We start from the raw sequence: 19,692 nt of genomic DNA on the forward strand, positions 1-19,692 counted from the left end.
AAATTTTCCTTCGAGGGACTGGACAGACTCTTCGAATAAGATTCAAATGAGAATGATTCGAACGAGCGGCGTGTATCGAATCATCGGCGGAAATCAAGACTTTGGGGGCCAAGGGGATGGCGCGGGCATATATTGCCAACGCGTCCGCGCGCCGATTCGCGGACTTTATAAGAAGGCAGAAAGGCGCGACCTCGCTGACGGGGCACATACGCCTTCTGGCTCAACCGGCATATCATCGCCTCCTGGCGTCGGAGCCGTTCTTCCGCAGGCTCATTCCGGCACTTTCGGTCTTCTTCATTGCATCGCTCGCCATCTACAGGGCGCTTTCGATTTCCTATGACCATCAGGAAATCGACACCCGCGCGCGCGATGAACTGTCAATGATCGCGACGTCGCTTTCCGCTCGGCTGGCGCTTGCCGAAAACGAGCTTCCGGAAATCGGCTTCGCGACAGCCTTGCAAACGGCGCTCGCCGATAATCTGCCGCCGCGCGCAACCAGCGGTGGGCGGCAGATATATGTCGCCGACGCCGACGGCACCATCGTCGCCAGCGCTCCGATCCGGCCTGGCATGGAGGGCCGCCCGCTGACCGGCCTGCTCGGCGCCGGCCAACCTCTGACCGTTTTTGGCGAGCGGGCGGGCGTTCTCACGATTCACGAAGGGCGGGAGGATGCCGCCTTTGCCACGGTCCATCATCTGGACGGCCGCCTCGGCATGGTGGCCGTTCTCCAGCCGCAGCAGGCCGTATTCGCGGACTGGCGGGCCGACGTTTCGGCGAATGTTACCCTCTTCGTCGGCACCGCCGCCGTTCTCATCGTGTTGATCTACGCCTTCTTCTCCCAGGCAACGCGCGCCGAACAGGCCGATCAGATCTATGCGGCGACGCGCGGGCGCATCGACGCCGCGCTCAATCGCGGGCGATGCGGCCTTTTCGACTGGGACCTTTCGCGCGGGCGGATTTTCTGGTCGGCATCTCTTTATGAAATGCTCGGCCAGGAGCCGCGCGACGATATACTCGGTTTCGCAGAGATCACCGCGATCGCCCATCCCGATGACATCGATTTCTATGAGCTAGCGGAAACGCTGCTTGAGACCGGCGAGACCACGGTGGACCGCATGTTCCGCATGCGCCATGCCAACGGCAACTGGGTCTGGCTGCGAGCGCGGGCGGAGGTGCAGACGGAGCCCGGTCTTGCGGAACCGCATCTGATCGGCATCTGCATCGACGTTACGGAGCAAAAGAAGCTGGCGGAGGAGAGCCGCACCGCCGACCTGCGCCTGCGCGATGCGATCGAGACCATTTCCGAAGCCTTCGTGCTTTGGGATTCCGAAAACCGCCTGGTCATGTGCAATTCCAACTATCAGACGCTGCACGACCTTCCGCCCAGCCTCATCCGCACGGGTACACCCTACTCGCAGGTCATGGCAACGGCCCGTCAGCCCGTGGTCAACACAAGCGCGATCGGCGCGAGCGTGAGCGAGGCATCCTCCAGCTACGAAGCCCAGCTTGAAGACGGCCGTTGGCTGCAGATCTCCGAGCGTCGGACCAAGGACGGCGGGTTCGTCTCGGTCGGCACCGATATCACCGCGCTGAAGCGTCACGAAGAAAAACTGATGGAAAGCGAAAGGCGCCAGATCGCGACGATCGCGGACCTTCGCCAATCGCGCCAGAAGCTCGAGGTTCAGGCCCAGCAGCTCGTCGAACTCGCCGAGAAATACTCCGAAGAAAAGACCCGCGCCGAAGAGGCCAACAAGGCGAAGTCGGAGTTTCTGGCCAATATCTCCCATGAACTTCGCACGCCGCTCAATGCGATCATTGGCTTCTCGGAAATCATGAACCAGGAAATGTTCGGCAAGCTCGGTTCCGAGAAATATCAGGAATATTGCCGCGACATTCACGAAAGCGGCCGCTACCTCCTTAACGTGATTAACGACATTCTCGACATGTCGAAGATCGAAGCCGGACGCATGGAGCTGAAGAGCGAGGAGGTCGACCTCGGCCAGATCGTCGAGGAAGTGACGCGCATCGTCACGCCGACGGCGAAGGAAAAGCACATCATCGTCGAGGCGAAGGCCAACGATGACCTGATGCTTTCCGGCGACCGTCGCGCCCTCAAGCAGATCCTGATCAATCTGATGGCGAACGGCGTCAAGTTCACGCAGGACGGCGGCACGGTTTCCATCGAGGCGACACGCGGCGGAGATACCGTCGATGTCGTCGTCACCGACACCGGTATCGGGATTGCGCGCGAGCACGTGCCGATGCTCGCCCAGCCGTTCGTCCAGGTGGAAAATCAGTTCACGAAGACGCACAAGGGTTCCGGCCTTGGCCTGGCCATCGCCCGCTCGCTGACGGAACTTCACGGCGGCAGGATGGATATCCAGTCGGAGGAAGGTGTCGGCACCCGGGTTCACCTGAGCCTTCCCGTTTCCGGCCCGTCGTCGGCGGATGGTCAATCGGCAGCGGAACCCGCGGAAGTCTGAGCCTGCGGCAGGCTGTTTCCTTCGACAAGCGGCGGAGAAATGGATCTCCGGGAGAGAAACCCGCAAGCGGCCAACTCAGGCGCCGAAAATCAATCCTGAACGCGCACGGGGCCGACGATTTTTTCAAACGTTGAACGCACGCTCGCCTGCATGTCGGCGAGCTTCGCCTCAAGCCGGGCAAAATCGGGTTCGCCGCTCGCCCGCACGAGAAGGTCTATCACGCCGCGCGGGGCTTCTTCACGCTTGAAAGGCCCTTCAACCGCAAGCCTGAGCACCTGCGTCAGCGCATGATACATGCGGATCGCCGGCACCAGCACTTCGGCGTCGCCAGGGTCGAGCACGCCTGCTTCCGCTGCCTTGCCAAGGGCGGTTTCCGTCGTCTGGTTCAGCATGTCGGGATAAGCGGCCGCGTGAACGAGCTGCAGGTACTGGGCGACGAACTCGATATCGACGAGCCCGCCGGCCACCTGCTTCAGATCCCAGATGTCTTTCGACCCTTTTTCCTTCTCGATGCGCGCGCGCATGCCGGCGACCTCGCGGGCAACGGTCGCCACGTCGCGCGGCTTGCAGAGCGTGTCGCAGATCGATTTCTCGATCTTTGCCTGAATTCGATCGCTCGATGCCGCAATCACCCGGGCGCGCGTGAGCGCCATATGCTCCCACGTCCAGGCTCGGTTCGCCTGATAGTCCTCAAAGGCTGAAAGCCGCGTTGCCAGCGGCCCGGCATTGCCGGATGGCCTTAACCGGAAATCGACGTCATAGAGCAATCCTTCCGCCGTGGGAGCGGAAAGCGCGGTGACAAGGCGCTGCGTCAAACGGATATAATATGGGCCCGGCTCCAGCGGGCGCTGGCCGTCGGTCTTTTCGACACCTTCTTCGAAATCGTAGAGCAGCATGAGGTCGAGGTCGGACGAAGCCGTCATTTCGCGCCCGCCGAGCTTGCCCATGGCGACAACCGCATAATCGCCGCCCTTGAGCTTGCCATGGGTTTCGGCCACATGTTCGACAACCCGCTCCATCAGCATCTGCACGACCACCTCTGCAAGCCGTGCCTGCGCATGGCCGACCTGCAGAGCGTTCAGCGTGTCCGACAAAAGCCGCAGGCCGATCAGGAACTGCTGTTCCTGCGCGAAGATACGCGCACGATCGAGCGCATCCTCGTAAAACCGTGCCAGGCCAAGCGTTCGTTCAAGGCCCGCCCGGAACTCGGCGGCACGCGGCATCGCATCGAAAAACGCCGGATCGAGCACGGCATCGAGCACATGCACCCGGCGCGAGACGACTTGCGCCAGCCGCGGTGCCGCCCCCATCACCGTTGCCAGCAGGTTCAAAAGCTGCGGGTTGGAGCGCAGGAGCGAAAAAAGCTGAACGCCCGCCGGCAGCTTCGATAAAAACCCGTCAAAGGCGATCAGCGCCTGATCGGCGTTATCGGTGCGGGCCAGAGCGTCGATCAGCAGCGGATGGAGCTCCGTCAACCGCTCGCGCGCCTTGGTGGATCGCACGGCGGGATAGCGGCCGAAATGCCAGGATTTTATGATACGGCAGGCGTCCTGAGGGCGTTTGAAGCCGAGGCGGGACAGCGTCTCCAGCGTGCCGGGGTCATCATCGTCGCCGGTAAAGACGAGGTTGCCGAGGTCGGAGGCAAGTTCCGGCTCATCCTCGAACAGAGCCGCATAGTGCCCCTGTACGACGACGAGCCGGGCTCTGACCGCATCCTTGAAGGCGGAAACGTCCTCATGGCCCATCAGCGCGGCGATTCGCGCAAGGCCCGCATCGTCGGAGGGCAGCGTATGTGTCTGTTCGTCGTTCACCATCTGGATGCGATGTTCGACGGCGCGCAGGAAAACATACGCCTCCTCCAGTTCGGCGCGCGCCGCCTCCTCGATCCAGCCGAGCTCCGCGAGTTTCGCGAGCGTATCCAGCGTCCGCTTTCCGCGAAGGTCCGGAATGCGCCCGCCGGCGATGAGCTGCTGCGTCTGCGCGAAAAATTCCACCTCGCGAATGCCGCCCCGGCCGAGCTTCACATTGTGGCCGGCAACGGCGATGCGCCCGTGCCCCTTCTGCGCGTGGATTTGTCGCTTGATGGAATGGACGTCGGAGATCGCCGCGTAATCCAGATACTTGCGCCAGATAAAGGGTGAAATCTCCCGCAAGAACGCTTCGCCCGCCCGAATGTCGCCCGCGCAGGCGCGCGCCTTGATGAGTGCGGCGCGCTCCCAGTTCTGCCCCATGCTCTCGTAGTAGACGAGCGCGGCCGGAATCGCCATGGCAAGCGGCGTTGCACCGGGATCGGGCCTCAGCCTCAAATCGGTGCGGAAGACATAACCGTCGCCCGTGCGTTCGCTCAGGATCTTGACCACACGTTTCGCCAGACGGACGAATTCCACCGGCGCCTCGGCATTTCCCGCAAGCGGCGCCTTGTCCGGATCGTAAAGCGCGATCAGATCGATATCGGAAGAATAATTAAGCTCGAAGGCGCCGTATTTGCCCATGGCCAATACGATGAAGCCGCTGTCCGCTTCAGGCTTTTCCGGATCCTTCGGGGCGAATTTTCCCCGTCGTGTCAACTCGTCGAGGCAAAAGCGGATGGCGGCATCGAGCGCGGCATCGGAAAAGCGGCTCAACCCTCCGGTAACATCGTCAAGCGAGATCGCGCCGCCGATATCGGCAAGCGCCAGCGTCAGCGCAAGTTCCTTCTTGAGCTTGCGCAACTCCGACATGAGTTCCGCTTCGCTCTCGCTCCTCAATCCCCTGGCGCTTTCGATCAGCTTGTCGGTGCGCACAAGCGGATCGCTGTCGAGGATCGCCAGCAGCCGTTCCTCATCGGCAAGACCTATATCGCGCAGGTAGGGTGCATTGGTAAAGACGCCGGCCAGGAACTTGCGGGTCTTTTCGGGAGCAGCCTCAATCAGCGGAGCACCCGCGAACAGGAGGTCGCCTTTCTCCATGTCGCGAGCGGGCGGGATCATGGTCAGGCGATCGGCAAGGCTCCCCGCTCCTCGTGCCGGTTCCGCGCTTTCATCCCTCATCTTCCTTCACCCCCGATACGCCGTCCTTGAGCGGCAATCGCAACACGGCCTTGAGACCCGGTTCACCGTCTATGAGCTCCAGCTTCCCGTGGTGCAGGCGCGTCACTGCCTGCACGAGGGAAAGACCGAGGCCGGAACCCGGTTCGGAACGGCTTGTCTCCAGCCGCACGAAGCGCCTGGCGGCGCGGTCGCGGTCTGCTTCGGCAATACCGCTTCCCTTGTCCTTCACGTAAAGGCATGCTTCGCCATTGTCTTCTTCCATGCCGATCGTGATGCTGGCAATCCCCGTCTCTTGGTCCTTGCCGTATTTGAGCGCATTTTCGGTGAGGTTGACCAGAGCCTGGGCGAGAAGCTCCCGGTTTCCCCTGACCGTAAGGCCCTGCAGGGGGCCAAGTGCAAGCGTCGCGCCTTCGTCTTCCGCCAGAGGCTCGTAAAGTTCGGCAATCTCGCCCGCCAGCGCTTTCAGGTCCACGTCGTGCATCTCCGCGTCGGAGGAACCCGCCTCGACACGTGCGATCCGTAACAGCGCATTGAAAGTGCGGATCAGATAGTCGCAATCCTCGATCGTCGCTTCGAGCGCCTGTCTTGCACCGGCACCGTCTTCATCCGCGCTCTCGCGAAGCGCGCTTTCCACACGGTTACGCATGCGCGTCAGCGGCGTCTTCAGATCGTGCGCAATATTGTCGGAAACGTCCTTCAGTCCGTAGAGCAGCGCCTCGATGCGCTCCAGCATCTCATTGAGGCTTGTTGCCAGACGGTCGAACTCATCGCCGCTGCCGTCGACCGGCAGGCGCTCGTTCAGGTCGCCTTTCATGATGCGCCGGCTTGTCGCCGCCATGGCGTCGATGCGCTTGAGCACCCGGCGGCTGACGAAAACCCAGGTGAGAAGCCCGAGCAGCACCACGACGATCAGCCAGTAACGCAAAGATTCCGCCAATACGCCCCGGAAATACTGCTGCTCGGCAAGGTCCCGGCCGACGAGAATCCGGTATCCGCCGGTCAACCCGAACACCCGCACCAGCGCCTCGTAGGATTTCTCGTTTTCGAAGCGCGTATAACGCACGCGCTGGATCTGGCCGTCGGCTTCCGCGAGTACGGAGGAGGAAAGCTGCTGGATGTTGCCCGCGAGCGAATTGCCGGCGAAGTCGGTGACGAGATAAAGGCTGGCGCCCGGCTGGCGGGATCGCGCGTCCACAGCGGCGACGAGGCGGCGGATACCGCCGATCCTGTACTGGTCCGAAAGTCCGGTAATCTCGGCGTCGACCGTTTCCACGATCTGGTCGCGCATCACGCTTGCCGTTTGCTGGGACACATAAACCAGCAGCACCGCCGAGGCGGCGGTGAGCACGCCAAGGTACATCACCGCCAGCTTGATCGCCGTCGTGCGAAAAAGTTTACCCAGCGCCGTCACGTATCGAGTATCCCGCCCCGCGTATCGTGTGAAGCAGCGGCTTGTCGAACTCCTTGTCGATCTTGGATCTTAACCGCGAAATATGCACGTCGATCACATTGGTCTGCGGATCGAAGTGATATTCCCAGACGTTTTCAAGCAGCATGGTCCGCGTGACGACCTGGCCGGCGTGCTGCATGAGATACTCAAGCAGCTTGAATTCACGCGGCTGCAGTGGAATTTCCTGCCCTTCGCGGCGCACCGTGTGGCTGAGGCGGTCGAGCGTCAGCCCGCCGACGCTGTAGCTTGTCTCCAGCCCCGCCTGCCTTGGCCTGCGGCCCAACGCCTCGACGCGGGCAAGAAGTTCGGAGAAGGCATAGGGTTTGGGCAGATAGTCGTCGCCGCCTGCCCGGAGGCCCTTGACCCGGTCGTCGACCTGGCTTAGGGCCGAGAGGATCAGAACGGGCGTATGGTTGTCGCGTTCGCGAAGCTCGGAGACAATGGAAAGTCCGTCGCGTTTCGGCAGCATGCGGTCGACGACAAGCACGTCGTAACCGGTGTCGAGGGCAAGATCGTAGCCCTCCTCTCCATCGGCGGCATGGTCCACCACATGGCCCGCCTCTTTCAGCGCCTTGACCAGATAGGCCGCGGCCTCGCGGTCGTCTTCGATGATCAGGATACGCATGCGTCTGCTCGCTGGTTGACAGAGCATATTCACACGAAGCGCAATTCGCTCCGTAAATCAAGAATATGCCGCAGATTTCAGGCTCTGGCCCGCTTTCTTGCCATGAAACCTTGTGATTTCATGATGCGGCCCCGCAAGCCGGAACGTAAAATACCGGCAGCGGTCCGATCCGCCGCCGGTTGAGCCGGTTGTTTCGGGGCGACAGATGTCAACAACCTGGCTCGGTGGCGGTCCCGGGCCAGGGGCGACCCGGATCCGCCACTTGCAAGTTAGCCTCGGGACTTGTCGACAGGCAGCGCGACGAAGCGCACCGTCTCGTCGCTCTTGACCCTCAGCAACACCGCTTTCCGGCCTTTCTCCGAGGCAGCGACGACCGCTTCCGCGACCTCGCCCGGCGTATTCACCGTCGATCCGGCAACCTCAAGGATCACGTCGCCGGTCTTGAGGCCTTTTTCGGCAGCGGCGCCGTCCGGGACGATGTCCGTCACGACAACCCCTTCCTCGCCGACGCCAACGGCCTTGGCCGAAGCAAGCTCGACACCGAGGCTTTCGACAACGGCCGTCTTCTCGCCCGTCGGCTTGGCGGCATCCGCCAACTTCTCGGGCTCGGCAAGGCGGCCGAGCGTTACGGAGATGTTCTTTTCTTCCCCGTCGCGCCAGATAGTCACGTCGACCTCGGTATCGGGCGCGTATTCGGCGATCATCTTGGCAAGCTCACGCGGTCCTTCGACCGTCTTGCCGTCGACCTTCAGGATCGTGTCGCCGCTTTTGATGCCCGCCTTTTTCGCCGGGCTGTCGTCCTGGGCGTCCGCGACGATGGCGCCGCTCGCCTTGTCAAGGCCGATGCTTTCGGCGATATCCTCCGACACCGGCTGGATATGCACGCCAAGCCAGCCGCGCACCACGGTGCCATCGTCCTTCAGGTCGACGATGATGTTCTTCGCCGTCGAGGACGGGATGGCGAAGGCGATCCCCACATTGCCGCCCGAAGGCGAGAAGATCGCCGCGTTCACGCCGATCACCTGGCCCTTCACGTTGAAGGCCGGACCGCCGGAGTTGCCCCGGTTCACGGGCGCGTCGATCTGGATGAAGTCGTCGTAGGGGCCGGCGCCGATGTCGCGCCCACGCGCGGAAACGATGCCCGCTGTCACCGTGCCGCCGAGGCCGAACGGATTGCCGATTGCAACCACCCACTCGCCGACTTGCGGCGCCTCTTCGGCGAATTCGACGTATTCGAACTTGCGCTCCGCATCGACCTTGAGAAGAGCAAGGTCCGTGCGGTCGTCCGCGCCGATCAGCCGTGCGTCGAATTCCGTTCCGTCATCCATTACAACCGTGAACTCGGAACCGTTGTCGACGACATGCTGGTTGGTCACGAGGTAGCCATCATCGGAGATGAAGAAGCCCGAGCCCTGGGACTGGCGCTCGCGGCGCGGTGCGCGCTTTTGCTGCTCCTCGCCACCGAAGCGGCGGAAGAAGCGTTTCAGCGGGTGGTCGTCGGGCAGATCTTCTAGGCCCGGCATTCCGTCGAAGCCGTTGAAGCCGTCGAGCGCCATCGTCTGCGTGCGGGCCTCGGACCGCACGCGGACGCTGACGACGGCGGGCTGGACCGCCTTGACGACCTCGGCGAAATTCGCCGGCGCCGGCGCGTCGACGCGCACAGGATCGGCAAGGGCGAGCCCTTCCGGAATCACGGTCTGGATGCTCATGGCGCCCGCCGCGCCGAGGATCACCGCCCCGGCCAGCAGCGATGTACGGCGCTTCTTCAGGGTTTTCGCGGCATTGGAATTCGCAATTGTCATGGTCCGGTTCTCCAACAGGCGTTTGAATTCGGCTCTCTTCCAAGAGGTCGGATCAGGAAATCTTTCGCCCGACGCGCCTTCGCGGGGGCAAAGCCGCATCGGATGAACCTGATATGGATGAGGCCGCCTTACAGGCGCCTGTCGGGCCGATTAAACTTTCGTAATGTGGGCGGACGACCCTTTGGTTTCAGTTCCGCTTCGGCTGCACTTCCTTCGTGATCACCGCCACCCCGGCTTCCAGGGTTCTGTGAACCGGGCATTTATCGGCGATTTCCAGAAGCCGCTTGCGCGTGTCGGCGTCCAGATCGCCCTCAAGTGCAATTCGGCGCTCGAATCTGTCGATCTTGCCGTTGCGGCCCCGCAGTTCCTCCGCACAATCGCTGCAATCCTGGGCATGCACCTTGGCATGGCCGATTTCGACCGAAACCCGGTCGAGCGGGAGGTTCTTGCGCTCCGCATACATGCGCAGCGTCATGGAGGTGCAGGCGCCGAGTGCCGCCGAAAGGAAATCATAAGGCGATGGACCCGAGGCAAAACCGCCGACCGAGACGGGCTCGTCGGCCAGAAGCCTGTGCGGACCCGCCTGCACCATCGCCTGGAATTTGCCGAGCCCCGTTTCGCGCACCTCGACCACGCCATCCTCCGCTGCCTCGCCCGCGCTGTCTTTCAGCTCGATGTAGCGGCTCGCCCAGGCCGCGATGACATCCGCGGCATAGGCGGCATCCTGCTGATTGCTCAAAAGGTGATCCGCATTGTCTAGCGAAACGAAGCTTTTGGGGTGCTTTGCGGCGACGAATATCTTCGTCGCATTATCGATGCCTACCACATCGTCGAGCGGCGCATGCAGCACGAGGAGCGCCTTTTTGAGTTGCGAAACCCGGGCCTCGACGTCCTGAGAACGCAAATCCTCTATGAACTGTTTCTCGATGCGGAAGTCCCGTCCGACGAGCGAAACCGTTGCCGCGCCGCTCTGTTCGATCTCATCGAGATGCGCCGAGAAATTATGGGTAACGTGGTCGGCTTCCGCCGGTGCGCCGATGGTCGCGACCGCCTTTGCCTCGGGAATATCGGCCGCAACGGCAAGCATCGCCGCCCCGCCGAGCGAATGGCCGATCAGAAGCTTCGGCGCTTCCAGATTTTCGCGCATATGGTTGGCCGCCCGGCGCAAGTCCTCAAGGTTGGAGGAGAAATTCGTCGATCCGAAATCGCCACCCGAACCGCCAAGGCCGGTAAAGTCGAACCGCAGCACCGCGATGCCGCGCCGGGTGAGCGCCTCGGCAATCTTTCTGGCCGCCGTCACGTCCTTCGAGCAGGTGAAGCAATGTGCGAACAGCGCATACGCCTCTACCGTTCCTGTCGGCAGGTCGAGCCTTGCTGCCAGTTCCGCGCCATGCGCACCTTCGAAGGTCAGTCTGATGGGCTTCGCGCTCATAGCGTTTCCTTTCGCGCCAACTCAACGATCCAAGCGCAGATAGGAACGTCACTCGGTGGTTGCGATGCAACCCTGCTCACCGTTTGGTGAACGGCGCAAGTCCCGGTCAGGGTGCGCTATCGTCGAGAATTCGTTTCAACTCGCGTTCTTCGTCCGCGCTCAGCGGCGCCTGCTTCGCCTCTCCCCCGCTGTCGCGCTTGCGCCGCTTCCAGGCAAGAAAGATCGCAAGCCCACCCCCGAGCAAAACGAGCGGCGGCACCCCCCACAGGAAAAGGGTGTGGAGTGCGAACCTTGGCTTGAGAAGGACGAATTCGCCGTATCGGTCGACAAGGTAATTCAGCACTTGCTGGTCGCTGTCGCCCGCTTTCAGCCTTTCACGGACCAATATTCGCAGGTCCTTGGCCAAAGGCGCATCGGAATCGTCGATCGACTGGTTCTGACACACCATGCAGCGCAGTTCCGACGAAAGCTCGCGTGCGCGCTCTTCCAGCTTCGGATCGTCCAGTACCTCGTCCGGCTCCACGGCCCTCAGGTCGCTTGCCGTGAAAACGGCAAGCAATGCGCCAAGTAGGAGGGCCGGAATACGTATTCCCATCTTCGGTTCCAACTTTCTGGCGTCTATTCGGCTGGCGAAGGCTGTTGCCGCGCCCGTTTCGGCGCACCGACGCGCAGGCGTCGGTCGCTCAGCGAAACCGCCCCGCCCGCCGCCATGACGAGCGTGCCGAGCCAGATCAGCGTGATCAGCGGCTTGTGGTAGGCGCGCAGGTCCACCCCGCCGTCCTCGCGAACCTCGCCGATGGAAATATAAAGCTGCGAGAAGCCGAATGTCGCGATCGCCGATTCCGTCGTCGGCATTTGCCGCGCCGTATAGAGACGTTTGGTGGGCTCCAGTTCGGTCACTTTCGCTCCGCCAGAATAAATGTCGAAATGGGCGACATCCTCGGTAAAATTTGCACCGCGGCGCGGGGCGACGCCCCTGAAGACGACCTCGTAGCCGGAAAGCTCGAAACGGTCTTCCGGCTGGACCGAACGTATCGCCTCCACCTCAAACGCGCTGGTGACGACAATGCCGAGCGCGGTGATTCCAAGCCCCATATGGCCGAGCGCGGTTCCCCAGGCGGAGCGCGGCAGGCCGGCAAGCCGGCTTATGCCGGTGCCGATACCGACATCGCGAAACCTCGCGCGCGACAGGATTTCGGATATCGACCCGGCGATCACCCACACGGCCAGACCGACAGCGGGAGCGGCGAGAATACGCTCCGCCCCGGACAGCCATGCAGCCGCAAGCATGGCAATGATCGCGATCCCGAAAGCCGCCCAAAGCCGCTGCGCAACCGCCAGCAGGTCTCCTCGCTTCCAGGAAAGATACGGGCCGAAGGGAACCGCAATCAGAAGCGGGATCATGAGCGGGCCGAAGGTCAGGTTGAAGAACGGCGGACCGACGGAGATCTTTTCATTGGCGATCGCTTCCAGCGCCAGCGGATAAAGCGTGCCGACGAATACGGCCGCGCAGGCTGCCGTCAGCAGCAGGTTGTTGAGGACAAGCGCGCCCTCCCGGCTGACGGGCGCAAACAGCCCGCCTTGCTTCAACATGGGCGCGCGCCAGGCGTAAAGCGTCAACGATCCTCCGATGAAGACGCATAGTATCGCGAGAATGAACACACCGCGCGCCGGATCGGTGGCGAAGGCATGCACGCTCGTCAGCACGCCCGACCGCACGAGGAACGTGCCGAGCAGCGACAGCGAAAAGGTGAGGATCGCAAGCAGGATCGTCCAGACCTTCAGCGCATTGCGCTTTTCCATGACGAGTGCGGAATGCAGCAGCGCGGTTCCCGCAAGCCACGGCATGAAGGAGGCGTTTTCCACCGGGTCCCAGAACCACCAGCCACCCCAGCCGAGCTCGTAATAGGCCCAGTAGGAGCCCATGGCGATGCCGAGCGTCAGGAACAGCCAGGCAAGCAGCGCCCAGGGCCTGACCCAGCGCGCCCAGGCCGCGTCGATCCGCCCGAGTATCAGAGCCGCCACCGCGAAGGAGAAGGTGATCGAAAAGCCGACGTAGCCGAGATAAAGGAGCGGCGGATGGATCGCCAGACCGATATCCTGGAGGATCGGATTGAGGTCCTGCCCCTCCGCCGGCGCCGGCTGCAGCCGCAGGAACGGGTTCGACGTCGCGAGGATGAACAGGAGGAAAGCGGCGCTCACCCACCCTTGCACGCCAAGCGATGCCGCGCGCAGGGTATCCGGGATGCTGCGCCCGAAAGCCGACACAAGGGCTGCGAAGAAAACGAGGATCAGCACCCAAAGGAGCATGGATCCTTCATGGTTTCCCCACACGCCGGTGATCTTGTAGATCAGCGGTTTCAGGGAATGGGAGTTTTCGTAAACGTTCTGGACGGAAAAATCGGAGGAAAGATACGCGCTCGTCAGCGCTGCGAAGGACAGGCCGACCAGAAGGAACAGCATGCCCGAGACAGGACCTGCCACGGCCATCAGCCGCCGATCGCCCTTCAACGCGCCGTATATGGGCAGGCAAGACTGCACCAGCGACAAAACGAGGGCCAGCACCAGGGCGTAGTGCCCGAATTCCACGGTCATCGCCATCATCGCCCCGCGCCACTCACCATCTGCCACTCCCCATCGGCCGGCACTCGGCCAACATCCTCAATTGGCCTTTTTGTCGCCCTGCCAGACGCCCTTGTCCTTCAGCGCCTCCGCCACTTCCTTTGGCATATAGTTCTCATCGTGCTTGGCAAGCACCTTGTCGGCGTGAAACACACCATCGGGCTTCATCACACCTTCCGCCACAACGCCCTGCCCCTCGCGAAAGAGATCGGGCAAGAGCCCGATATAGATCACCGGAACGCTCGCCTCCGTATCGGTTACACTGAAGCGCACTTCCCCATGGTCGCCCTTCACGACCGTTCCATCCTCGACAAGCCCGCCGAGCCTGATCCGGCTTCCCTCGGGCACGGTTTTCGCCGCAATGTCCGTCGGGCTCTGGAAGAAGACGATCTGATCGTTGAGGGCGAAGAGGATCAAGCCGGCGGCAACCGCCAGCACGGCGCCGGCGGAAGCGATCAGGGTAAGGCGTCTTTGTTTGCGCGTCATTGTTTCGGTTTCCGTTCACGCCGCCATGGTAAGCGGATATTTCGCAGAGGCTGGCGACGAAACTCCTCAGTTCGATTGCGTTGGTTCTTCGCCGCCTTCATCGGGGTCGGTTTCAAGCGCCTGTCGGGCCGCCTTCAGTTTGTCCAGCGCCGCCGGATCGTCCTCGAACGACGCCGCTGCAAGTTCAAAAGTTTCCATCGCCTTGTCCTGCCGCCCGAGCACGGTATACGCGCGGATCAGGCGCACCCATTCCTCGGCGTCTCCACCTTCGGAGCGCAATCGCTCTTCAAGACCGGCCACCATGCCTTCGATCATCTGCGCCCGGTCGGCTTCCGACATCTGGCTTGCGGCCGCGACGTCGCCTGCCGAAGGTCCGGAGCGGGCAAACCTCTGCGGAGGTTCGCCGCCGACCTTCTCAAGCTCCGCCAATGCTGCCGGAACCCAGGGCTCATTGCCTTGCGCTTCGTCAAGGATCGATTTCCACGCCGCGGCTGCCTCGTCGTTCTTTCCCTCCTGGCCAAGCGCCAAAGCAAGGAAGAACCTCGGCTTGATCGCCCTCTCGTCGATTTCGACGGCGCGTTCGAAAGCTGCGCGCGCATCGGCGCTCACAATGCCCTGATTGGCCATGGTCAGCGCTTCACCGAGGTTCGACTGCCGGTCGACGGTCGGCCCAAGGATGCGAATCGCGTTCCGATAGGCGGCGGCGGCATCGGATGTCCGGCCCATGCGCATATAGACCGGGGCCAGCACATCCCAGCCCTGCCCGTCCTGCGGATTGTCTGAAAGATGCTTTTCCACCCGAGCGATCAGAAGCGGCAGGTCTTGTTGGGTCGGCCTTGCGGCAAGGCGTTCCGCCAGCGGCTGGTCCGGCAGGTTCGGCGCGCCGAGTTCGAGGTAGAGCCCGATCGCGGCAAGCGGCACGAACACAATCGCGGCAAGCTGCGCAAGGCGGAGGGGCAGCCCCGACCCGGGTCGGCCCTTTTCGCCGCCTTCGGGAGGTTTTGCGGCGGCGATCAGCCGGCGGGCGATTTCGGTACGCGCGGCCTGCGCCGATTCTTCATCGATGAGGCCGCGTTCAAGGTCCTTGTCGATCTCGCCAAGCTGCGCGCGATAGACCTCAGCGTCGTGCGATGCCCGCTCGCCATCACCCGCGCGGGCCCGTGCCATCGGCACGAGAATGGAAAGGGCCGCGAACGCGGTCAGGATGGCAAAGACAATCCAGATGATCATGATTGACAGAATAGATAGTGTCGCGCCGTTGTTCGCAACAGATCACGGCCTGTGACCTGCGGTCGCGGCTGTCAGACAGCCGGGGCCTTCCCCGCCTTCTTTATCGCAGGCTTCGCCGCCGGTCCAGATTTCACCTCTCCGCCATTGGCGGCGATCCGCCGGCTGCGGCGCAGCGAATCGGCATAGTCCTTGCCGAAATAGCTCTCGCACAGCTCGATCGCCACATCTGCTGCGGCAATATGAACCGGCCTTTCCTCTTCAGCCACTTTCGCCACATCCGACAAGAGACGGCGCGTCATGATCTCCAGCGTCTGCTCCACGGCCTGGCGCGTTCGCATGGTCACTTCGACCACGGCGAAGCTCTCTGCCGCGCCGCGCATCATCTGCAGGGTTTCAAGAGACCGCATCGCGTCCTCGACGGCCGCACGGTCCACGACCGGCTTTCCGTCACCGCCAAGGGGCGGAATTTCCAGGGCCCGGCGCACGCGCGAGACGGCGGTATCCAGCTCGCTTTTGACGAGGTCGGAAAACTGCCGCCGCGTTTCCGAAAGGCGCTTGTGCCACGCACCGCCGCTTGCGAACTCCATATCGCGCTCAAGCTGGCGCACGACCTCGCGATAACGCGAAACCGCGGATGCCGCGCCAGCGTCGGCGGAAGGTTTTCTCGCCATTATGTGCAGGCGTTCGGTTTCGGAAAGAACCATGTCGATGAAGGCGGAATATGCGCTATCCGCCAGCAGCTTTTCATCGTTTGTCCCGGCAAGGCCGCAGGCCAGCGTCGCAAGGCTCGCGGGGTTGTCGGTGCGGCTCAGGACGGCGGAAGCGACAAGCGCCGCCTGGGCGGCATTTTCCTTCATCACCTCGCGCACGCGTTTTGCCGTCGGCCCGTCGCCCTTGCAATCCCAGTCGCTAAGCCTCTCCGGCAGCGCTTCGAAAAACGGCATGAGCCAGGCTTCCGCCTCGAAGGCTTCCACCAGGTCGGTCAGATCCTGAAATGCCCTGTCGCCCCCGACGATCATGGCCATCTGGCGCCGGAACTTCGGATTTTCCGTCGTGTCGCGGAGAAACTTTCTGATCTCAGGCGTCACCCTGTCGCGGAGCCTTCCGGCGATTGTCGCCGCCTCTGCCTCGCCTGTTTCTTCTCGCAGGACCTGCGCCTGGGCTTCGCTTACCGCGTCGGGGGCAAGGTCGCGCTCCACCAGCGTCCATATGCCGTTGAGGCTGGAGCGGTTGATCCTGCCCTTTTGTTTGTGCGGCAGAAGCTCGTCGATCAACAGCGCCTCGACCGGACGAAAGAACAGCCGCTGCAGCCAGTTGGCGCGCGGTTCCCCGCTCACGGCCTCCTTGTCGGAGCGCAGAAGCTCCAGGCAGGCGTCCAGGATCAGACGGACGGTCTTGTCCTCGTTTCCCTTCGCGCAGCTTTGCTCCAGATTGCGCACGAGCATGTCCACCGCCCGGGGCGAAAGGGCCTCCAGGTATGTGCGGATCTTCTGAACCAGAACGGATCGCTCTGCCATGCGAATATGCCCGATTGCTTCGAATTCGATCGCCGGTCACAGCTGACGCTGAGGCTTACGGGCCGTATTGCCCGCGCCGGCATTGCTCCAGGGGCGTCATTGTGGCCAAAAAAGCTTAATCAAACCTTCGAACCGCAACCACAATTCCCCGCAAACCGGCTTGATGTCACCGCGTCTCAAGTCCGGAGTTTCTTCGGATGCGCCAGGGGGCAGGTTAAACTATGGGTTGCCAGCGGCCGCCATCCTCGCGGCAGGCAGATCCGCGCACAGCGTCTTCCCGCTCGCCGATCCTGACCACATGCGTGTAGTCGCGGCAGATGACATTATTCACCTGGTAGACCGGGCCGGCGATCACGTCTCCCGAAGCGCCGGAGGACCGGTTCTCCCAGGCGATCGTCTTTCCGGGCGTGCTGGCGCTGAGCGCCCGGTAAAGCGCGGTCGCCGCCGCCTGGCGGTCGGTTCCCGTCAACGCGCCGCCCGTCTCGGTCTTGACAAGGTCGGCAAGCACCCTGTCGGCATCGTTTTGGGTCACCGGCTCTTCGCGAAAGGCATTGCCCAGCAATCCTCCCACGACAACGCTGTCGTTGGTGGAGCTTCCCGTTCCATGCGAGCTTGAACATGCCGCGAGCAAGCCGAGGAGCAAACAGGCGACAACAGGTTTCGTCCGGTTCATTTCACGACCCTGGCTTGATTCCGGGAGGAATCGAAGTAAGCACCCCAGCATCACATACTTCCGCAAAAGTGCGCCCGGCCGATTGAGAGACCAGAAATAGAGGCGCGATGCAAGTTTCGCTTCTCACAAGTTTGTGGCTGAACTGCGTCGCTCCGAAGGAGAAGGCTAGGCCTTGGTAAGGTTTTGACGATTTGCAGCGCCATCGTGCAAATGCGCCATGTTCAGGAGCGATTCTGGCCTGCTACGCCGCCAAACGTTAAATCCTCGCTGTGGCCTGGGCCATCGGAAGAATCAGCCGCGCGGACAATCCGCCAAGGTCCGAAACGCCAAGTTCCAGCGATCCGCCGTAGATTCGCGCGATATCCGCGACGATGGAAAGGCCGAGCCCCGTGCCCGGCACCGTCTCGTCGAGCCGCCTGCCCCGCTTGACGGCTTCCTTGCGTTCGTCCTCGCTCAGGCCCGGCCCGTCGTCGGCAACCTCGATCTCGACACGCTCGCGGCCCTCGCCCCCTACCCTGTCGGGCTTGACGGTCACGCGAACGAGAGAAACCGACCACTTGCAGGCATTGTCGAGCAGGTTGCCGACAAGTTCCTCCAGGTCCTGCTGTTCGCCGCGAAAGCGGAGCCCCTTCGGCGCGTCGACGTCGATATCGAGGTCCTTGTCCGCGTGGATTTTCGCCATAGCCCTCGCAAGGCGCGCCACCGCCGGCTCTATTTCCACGGAGACGCCGATCACGCGGCGCTGCGCGGCCATGCGCGCGCGCTCCAGATGATGCTCGACCTGGGTGCGCATGATGGCGGCCTGTTCGGCCATCTTGGTCGCGAACGGGCCGTCGCTGCCGCGCGCCTCGTTGGTAATGACGCTCAAGGGCGTCTTCAGCGCATGGGCGAGATTGCCGACATGCGTGCGCGCGCGCTCCACGATCTCCCGGTTGGAGCGGATGAGGTCGTTCAGTTCGATCGCAAGCGGCGCAAGTTCCTTGGGCAGGTCTTCCTCCACCGCTTCCGCATCGCCGTTCCTGACGTTTGCGAGCGAGCTTCTCAGATCGCGCAACGGCCTGAGGCCCACCCGCACCTGCAGGAATATCGCGCCGACGAGCCCAAGCCCGAGGACCGCGAGCGTCAGCGCCACCTGGCCGGCGAATTCGGCCGTCTGTTCGCGCAGTTCGTTGGTCGCGCCCGCCACGGCGATCCGGTAGACTTCGTTGTCGCCAAAGGCGATACGCCGCTGAACGATACGGATTTCCTCGCCGTCCGGGCCGTTCGCCACGCTCGTCATCTCTCCGGAAGCAGGCAGCGAAGGCAGCTCCAGCGTATCTCCGAACAGCGACAGCGAAGCAAAGACGACAGACCCCTCCCTGTCGTCCACGATCGTCCAGTACCAGCCGGAAACGGGCAGGTCGAAGCGCGGTTCGCCCAGGTTGTCGGGCCGCGTCGGCTTTCCCGGTTCCCCGCCCGCCATATCGCCGATTATCGCCTTCACATAGACGTCGAGCCGCTCGTCGAACGCGTTTTCGCTCGCCTGCCGGTAAAGGGTCACGAGAATGAAGCCGGCAACGGCGATCGCGACCACAGACCAGATGGTCGCAACCCCGATCAGCCTGCCGGAAAGGGAGCGTTGCCTCGGTTTGGGGGCAGCCGTCTTCCGGACATCCTCAGGCAGCGCGTCTTCAGCCATCTTCGCTGCCGAGCCGGTAACCGAGCCCGCGCACCGTTTCGATCAGATCGCCGCCGAGCTTCTTCCTCAAACGCCCGACGAAAACCTCGATCGTGTTGGAATCGCGGTCGAAATCCTGATCGTAAAGGTGCTCGATCAGTTCGGTGCGGGAGACGACGCGCCCCTTCTGGTGCATGAGGTAGGAAATCAGCCGGTATTCGTGCGAGGTGAGCTTGATCGACGCCCCATCCTTGGTCAGCTTTCCTGCCTTGATATCGAGGCGCAGCGGCCCGCAGATAATTTCGTTGGAAGCGTGGCCCGCGGCCCTGCGTACCAGCGCCCGCACACGCGCCAACACCTCTTCCATGTGGAAGGGCTTGGCAACATAGTCGTCGGCGCCGGCGTCGATACCCGCCACCTTGTCGGACCACCTGTCGCGCGCGGTCAGGATCAGCACGGGCATCGTCTTTCCGTCGCGCCGCCAGTTTTCCAGCACGCTCAGGCCGTCGAGTACGGGCAGCCCGAGGTCGAGGATCACCGCGTCATAAGGTTCGGTGTCGCCAAGGAAATGCCCCTCCTCGCCGTCCTCGGCATGATCGACCACATAGCCCGCCTCGCTCAGCGCCTCGCAAAGCTGGCGATTGAGGTCGAGATCGTCTTCGACAACGAGAATGCGCATGAATTCT

The 19,692-nt window shown here is 62.7% G+C and carries 14 protein-coding genes; 1 reads left to right on the top strand and 13 read right to left on the bottom strand.

What is annotated here, in order from left to right:
* Window positions 1-116: 116 nt before the first annotated feature.
* Window positions 117-2,483, top strand: coding sequence for an ATP-binding protein (locus HPQ64_RS16880; RefSeq protein ID WP_172889743.1), 2,367 nt, complete (start codon window positions 117-119; stop codon window positions 2,481-2,483).
* Window positions 2,484-2,572: 89 nt separating this feature from the next.
* Here the strand turns inward: HPQ64_RS16880 and HPQ64_RS16885 are convergent, their stop codons facing one another.
* From HPQ64_RS16885 to HPQ64_RS16945, 13 genes are all read right to left on the bottom strand, one after another.
* The gene (locus HPQ64_RS16885) at window positions 2,573-5,512 is read right to left on the bottom strand and encodes a bifunctional [glutamine synthetase] adenylyltransferase/[glutamine synthetase]-adenylyl-L-tyrosine phosphorylase (RefSeq protein WP_172889745.1); all 2,940 of its coding nucleotides are present in this window, start codon (window positions 5,510-5,512) and stop codon (window positions 2,573-2,575) included.
* Entirely contained in the window at window positions 5,502-6,923 is a 1,422-nt protein-coding gene (locus HPQ64_RS16890; RefSeq protein WP_172889747.1) for an ATP-binding protein, read from the bottom strand. Before HPQ64_RS16890 ends, HPQ64_RS16885 begins: the two co-directional genes overlap by 11 nt.
* Complete coding sequence (locus tag HPQ64_RS16895) at window positions 6,907-7,587, bottom strand: response regulator transcription factor (RefSeq protein ID WP_172889749.1); 681 nt, start codon at window positions 7,585-7,587, stop codon at window positions 6,907-6,909. The genes HPQ64_RS16890 and HPQ64_RS16895 overlap by 17 nt, the downstream gene beginning before the upstream one ends.
* Before the next feature lie 269 nt (window positions 7,588-7,856).
* Window positions 7,857-9,389 (bottom strand): Do family serine endopeptidase, encoded by a 1,533-nt coding sequence (locus tag HPQ64_RS16900; protein WP_172889751.1) that lies wholly within the window; start codon window positions 9,387-9,389, stop codon window positions 7,857-7,859.
* A gap of 187 nt (window positions 9,390-9,576) precedes the next feature.
* On the bottom strand, window positions 9,577-10,821 hold the full coding sequence (locus HPQ64_RS16905; protein ID WP_172889753.1) for a bifunctional alpha/beta hydrolase/OsmC family protein: 1,245 nt from the start codon (window positions 10,819-10,821) through the stop codon (window positions 9,577-9,579).
* A 106-nt stretch (window positions 10,822-10,927) separates the two neighbouring features.
* Window positions 10,928-11,416 (bottom strand): cytochrome c-type biogenesis protein, encoded by a 489-nt coding sequence (locus tag HPQ64_RS16910; RefSeq protein ID WP_172889754.1) that lies wholly within the window; start codon window positions 11,414-11,416, stop codon window positions 10,928-10,930.
* Between the two features lie 23 nt (window positions 11,417-11,439).
* Complete coding sequence (locus tag HPQ64_RS16915) at window positions 11,440-13,416, bottom strand: heme lyase CcmF/NrfE family subunit (RefSeq protein ID WP_172890387.1); 1,977 nt, start codon at window positions 13,414-13,416, stop codon at window positions 11,440-11,442.
* A 66-nt stretch (window positions 13,417-13,482) separates the two neighbouring features.
* On the bottom strand, window positions 13,483-13,929 hold the full coding sequence (ccmE, locus tag HPQ64_RS16920) for a cytochrome c maturation protein CcmE (RefSeq protein WP_172889756.1): 447 nt from the start codon (window positions 13,927-13,929) through the stop codon (window positions 13,483-13,485).
* Window positions 13,930-13,995: 66 nt separating this feature from the next.
* Window positions 13,996-15,159, bottom strand: coding sequence for a c-type cytochrome biogenesis protein CcmI (gene ccmI / locus HPQ64_RS16925; RefSeq protein ID WP_172889758.1), 1,164 nt, complete (start codon window positions 15,157-15,159; stop codon window positions 13,996-13,998).
* Between the two features lie 71 nt (window positions 15,160-15,230).
* The gene (locus HPQ64_RS16930; RefSeq protein ID WP_172889760.1) at window positions 15,231-16,676 is read right to left on the bottom strand and encodes a hypothetical protein; all 1,446 of its coding nucleotides are present in this window, start codon (window positions 16,674-16,676) and stop codon (window positions 15,231-15,233) included.
* Between the two features lie 214 nt (window positions 16,677-16,890).
* Window positions 16,891-17,349, bottom strand: coding sequence for an RT0821/Lpp0805 family surface protein (locus tag HPQ64_RS16935; protein ID WP_172889762.1), 459 nt, complete (start codon window positions 17,347-17,349; stop codon window positions 16,891-16,893).
* Between the two features lie 256 nt (window positions 17,350-17,605).
* On the bottom strand, window positions 17,606-19,027 hold the full coding sequence (locus tag HPQ64_RS16940) for an ATP-binding protein (protein ID WP_172889764.1): 1,422 nt from the start codon (window positions 19,025-19,027) through the stop codon (window positions 17,606-17,608).
* Window positions 19,020-19,685 carry a response regulator transcription factor gene (locus HPQ64_RS16945; RefSeq protein ID WP_172889765.1) on the bottom strand — a complete coding sequence of 222 codons (666 nt, stop codon included), beginning with the start codon at window positions 19,683-19,685 and terminating at the stop codon, window positions 19,020-19,022. The genes HPQ64_RS16940 and HPQ64_RS16945 overlap by 8 nt, the downstream gene beginning before the upstream one ends.
* Window positions 19,686-19,692: the final 7 nt, after the last annotated feature.

The organism is Hongsoonwoonella zoysiae, assembly GCF_013266695.1.
Lineage (GTDB): Bacteria > Pseudomonadota > Alphaproteobacteria > Rhizobiales > Stappiaceae > Hongsoonwoonella > Hongsoonwoonella zoysiae.

What these genes read in the sequence shown, in the direction of transcription:
- ccmE (WP_172889756.1), bottom strand. Translation starts at nt 13,929, where the DNA reads ATGACGCGCAAACAAAGACGCCTTACCCTGATCGCTTCCGCCGGCGCC.
- HPQ64_RS16935 (WP_172889762.1), bottom strand. Translation starts at nt 17,349, where the DNA reads ATGAACCGGACGAAACCTGTTGTCGCCTGTTTGCTCCTCGGCTTGCTC.
- HPQ64_RS16880 (WP_172889743.1), top strand. Translation starts at nt 117, where the DNA reads ATGGCGCGGGCATATATTGCCAACGCGTCCGCGCGCCGATTCGCGGAC.
- HPQ64_RS16915 (WP_172890387.1), bottom strand. Translation starts at nt 13,416, where the DNA reads ATGACCGTGGAATTCGGGCACTACGCCCTGGTGCTGGCCCTCGTTTTG.
- ccmI (WP_172889758.1), bottom strand. Translation starts at nt 15,159, where the DNA reads ATGATCATCTGGATTGTCTTTGCCATCCTGACCGCGTTCGCGGCCCTT.
- HPQ64_RS16900 (WP_172889751.1), bottom strand. Translation starts at nt 9,389, where the DNA reads ATGACAATTGCGAATTCCAATGCCGCGAAAACCCTGAAGAAGCGCCGT.
- HPQ64_RS16895 (WP_172889749.1), bottom strand. Translation starts at nt 7,587, where the DNA reads ATGCGTATCCTGATCATCGAAGACGACCGCGAGGCCGCGGCCTATCTG.
- HPQ64_RS16945 (WP_172889765.1), bottom strand. Translation starts at nt 19,685, where the DNA reads ATGCGCATTCTCGTTGTCGAAGACGATCTCGACCTCAATCGCCAGCTT.
- HPQ64_RS16905 (WP_172889753.1), bottom strand. Translation starts at nt 10,821, where the DNA reads ATGAGCGCGAAGCCCATCAGACTGACCTTCGAAGGTGCGCATGGCGCG.
- HPQ64_RS16910 (WP_172889754.1), bottom strand. Translation starts at nt 11,416, where the DNA reads ATGGGAATACGTATTCCGGCCCTCCTACTTGGCGCATTGCTTGCCGTT.
- HPQ64_RS16940 (WP_172889764.1), bottom strand. Translation starts at nt 19,027, where the DNA reads ATGGCTGAAGACGCGCTGCCTGAGGATGTCCGGAAGACGGCTGCCCCC.
- HPQ64_RS16930 (WP_172889760.1), bottom strand. Translation starts at nt 16,676, where the DNA reads ATGGCAGAGCGATCCGTTCTGGTTCAGAAGATCCGCACATACCTGGAG.
- HPQ64_RS16885 (WP_172889745.1), bottom strand. Translation starts at nt 5,512, where the DNA reads ATGAGGGATGAAAGCGCGGAACCGGCACGAGGAGCGGGGAGCCTTGCC.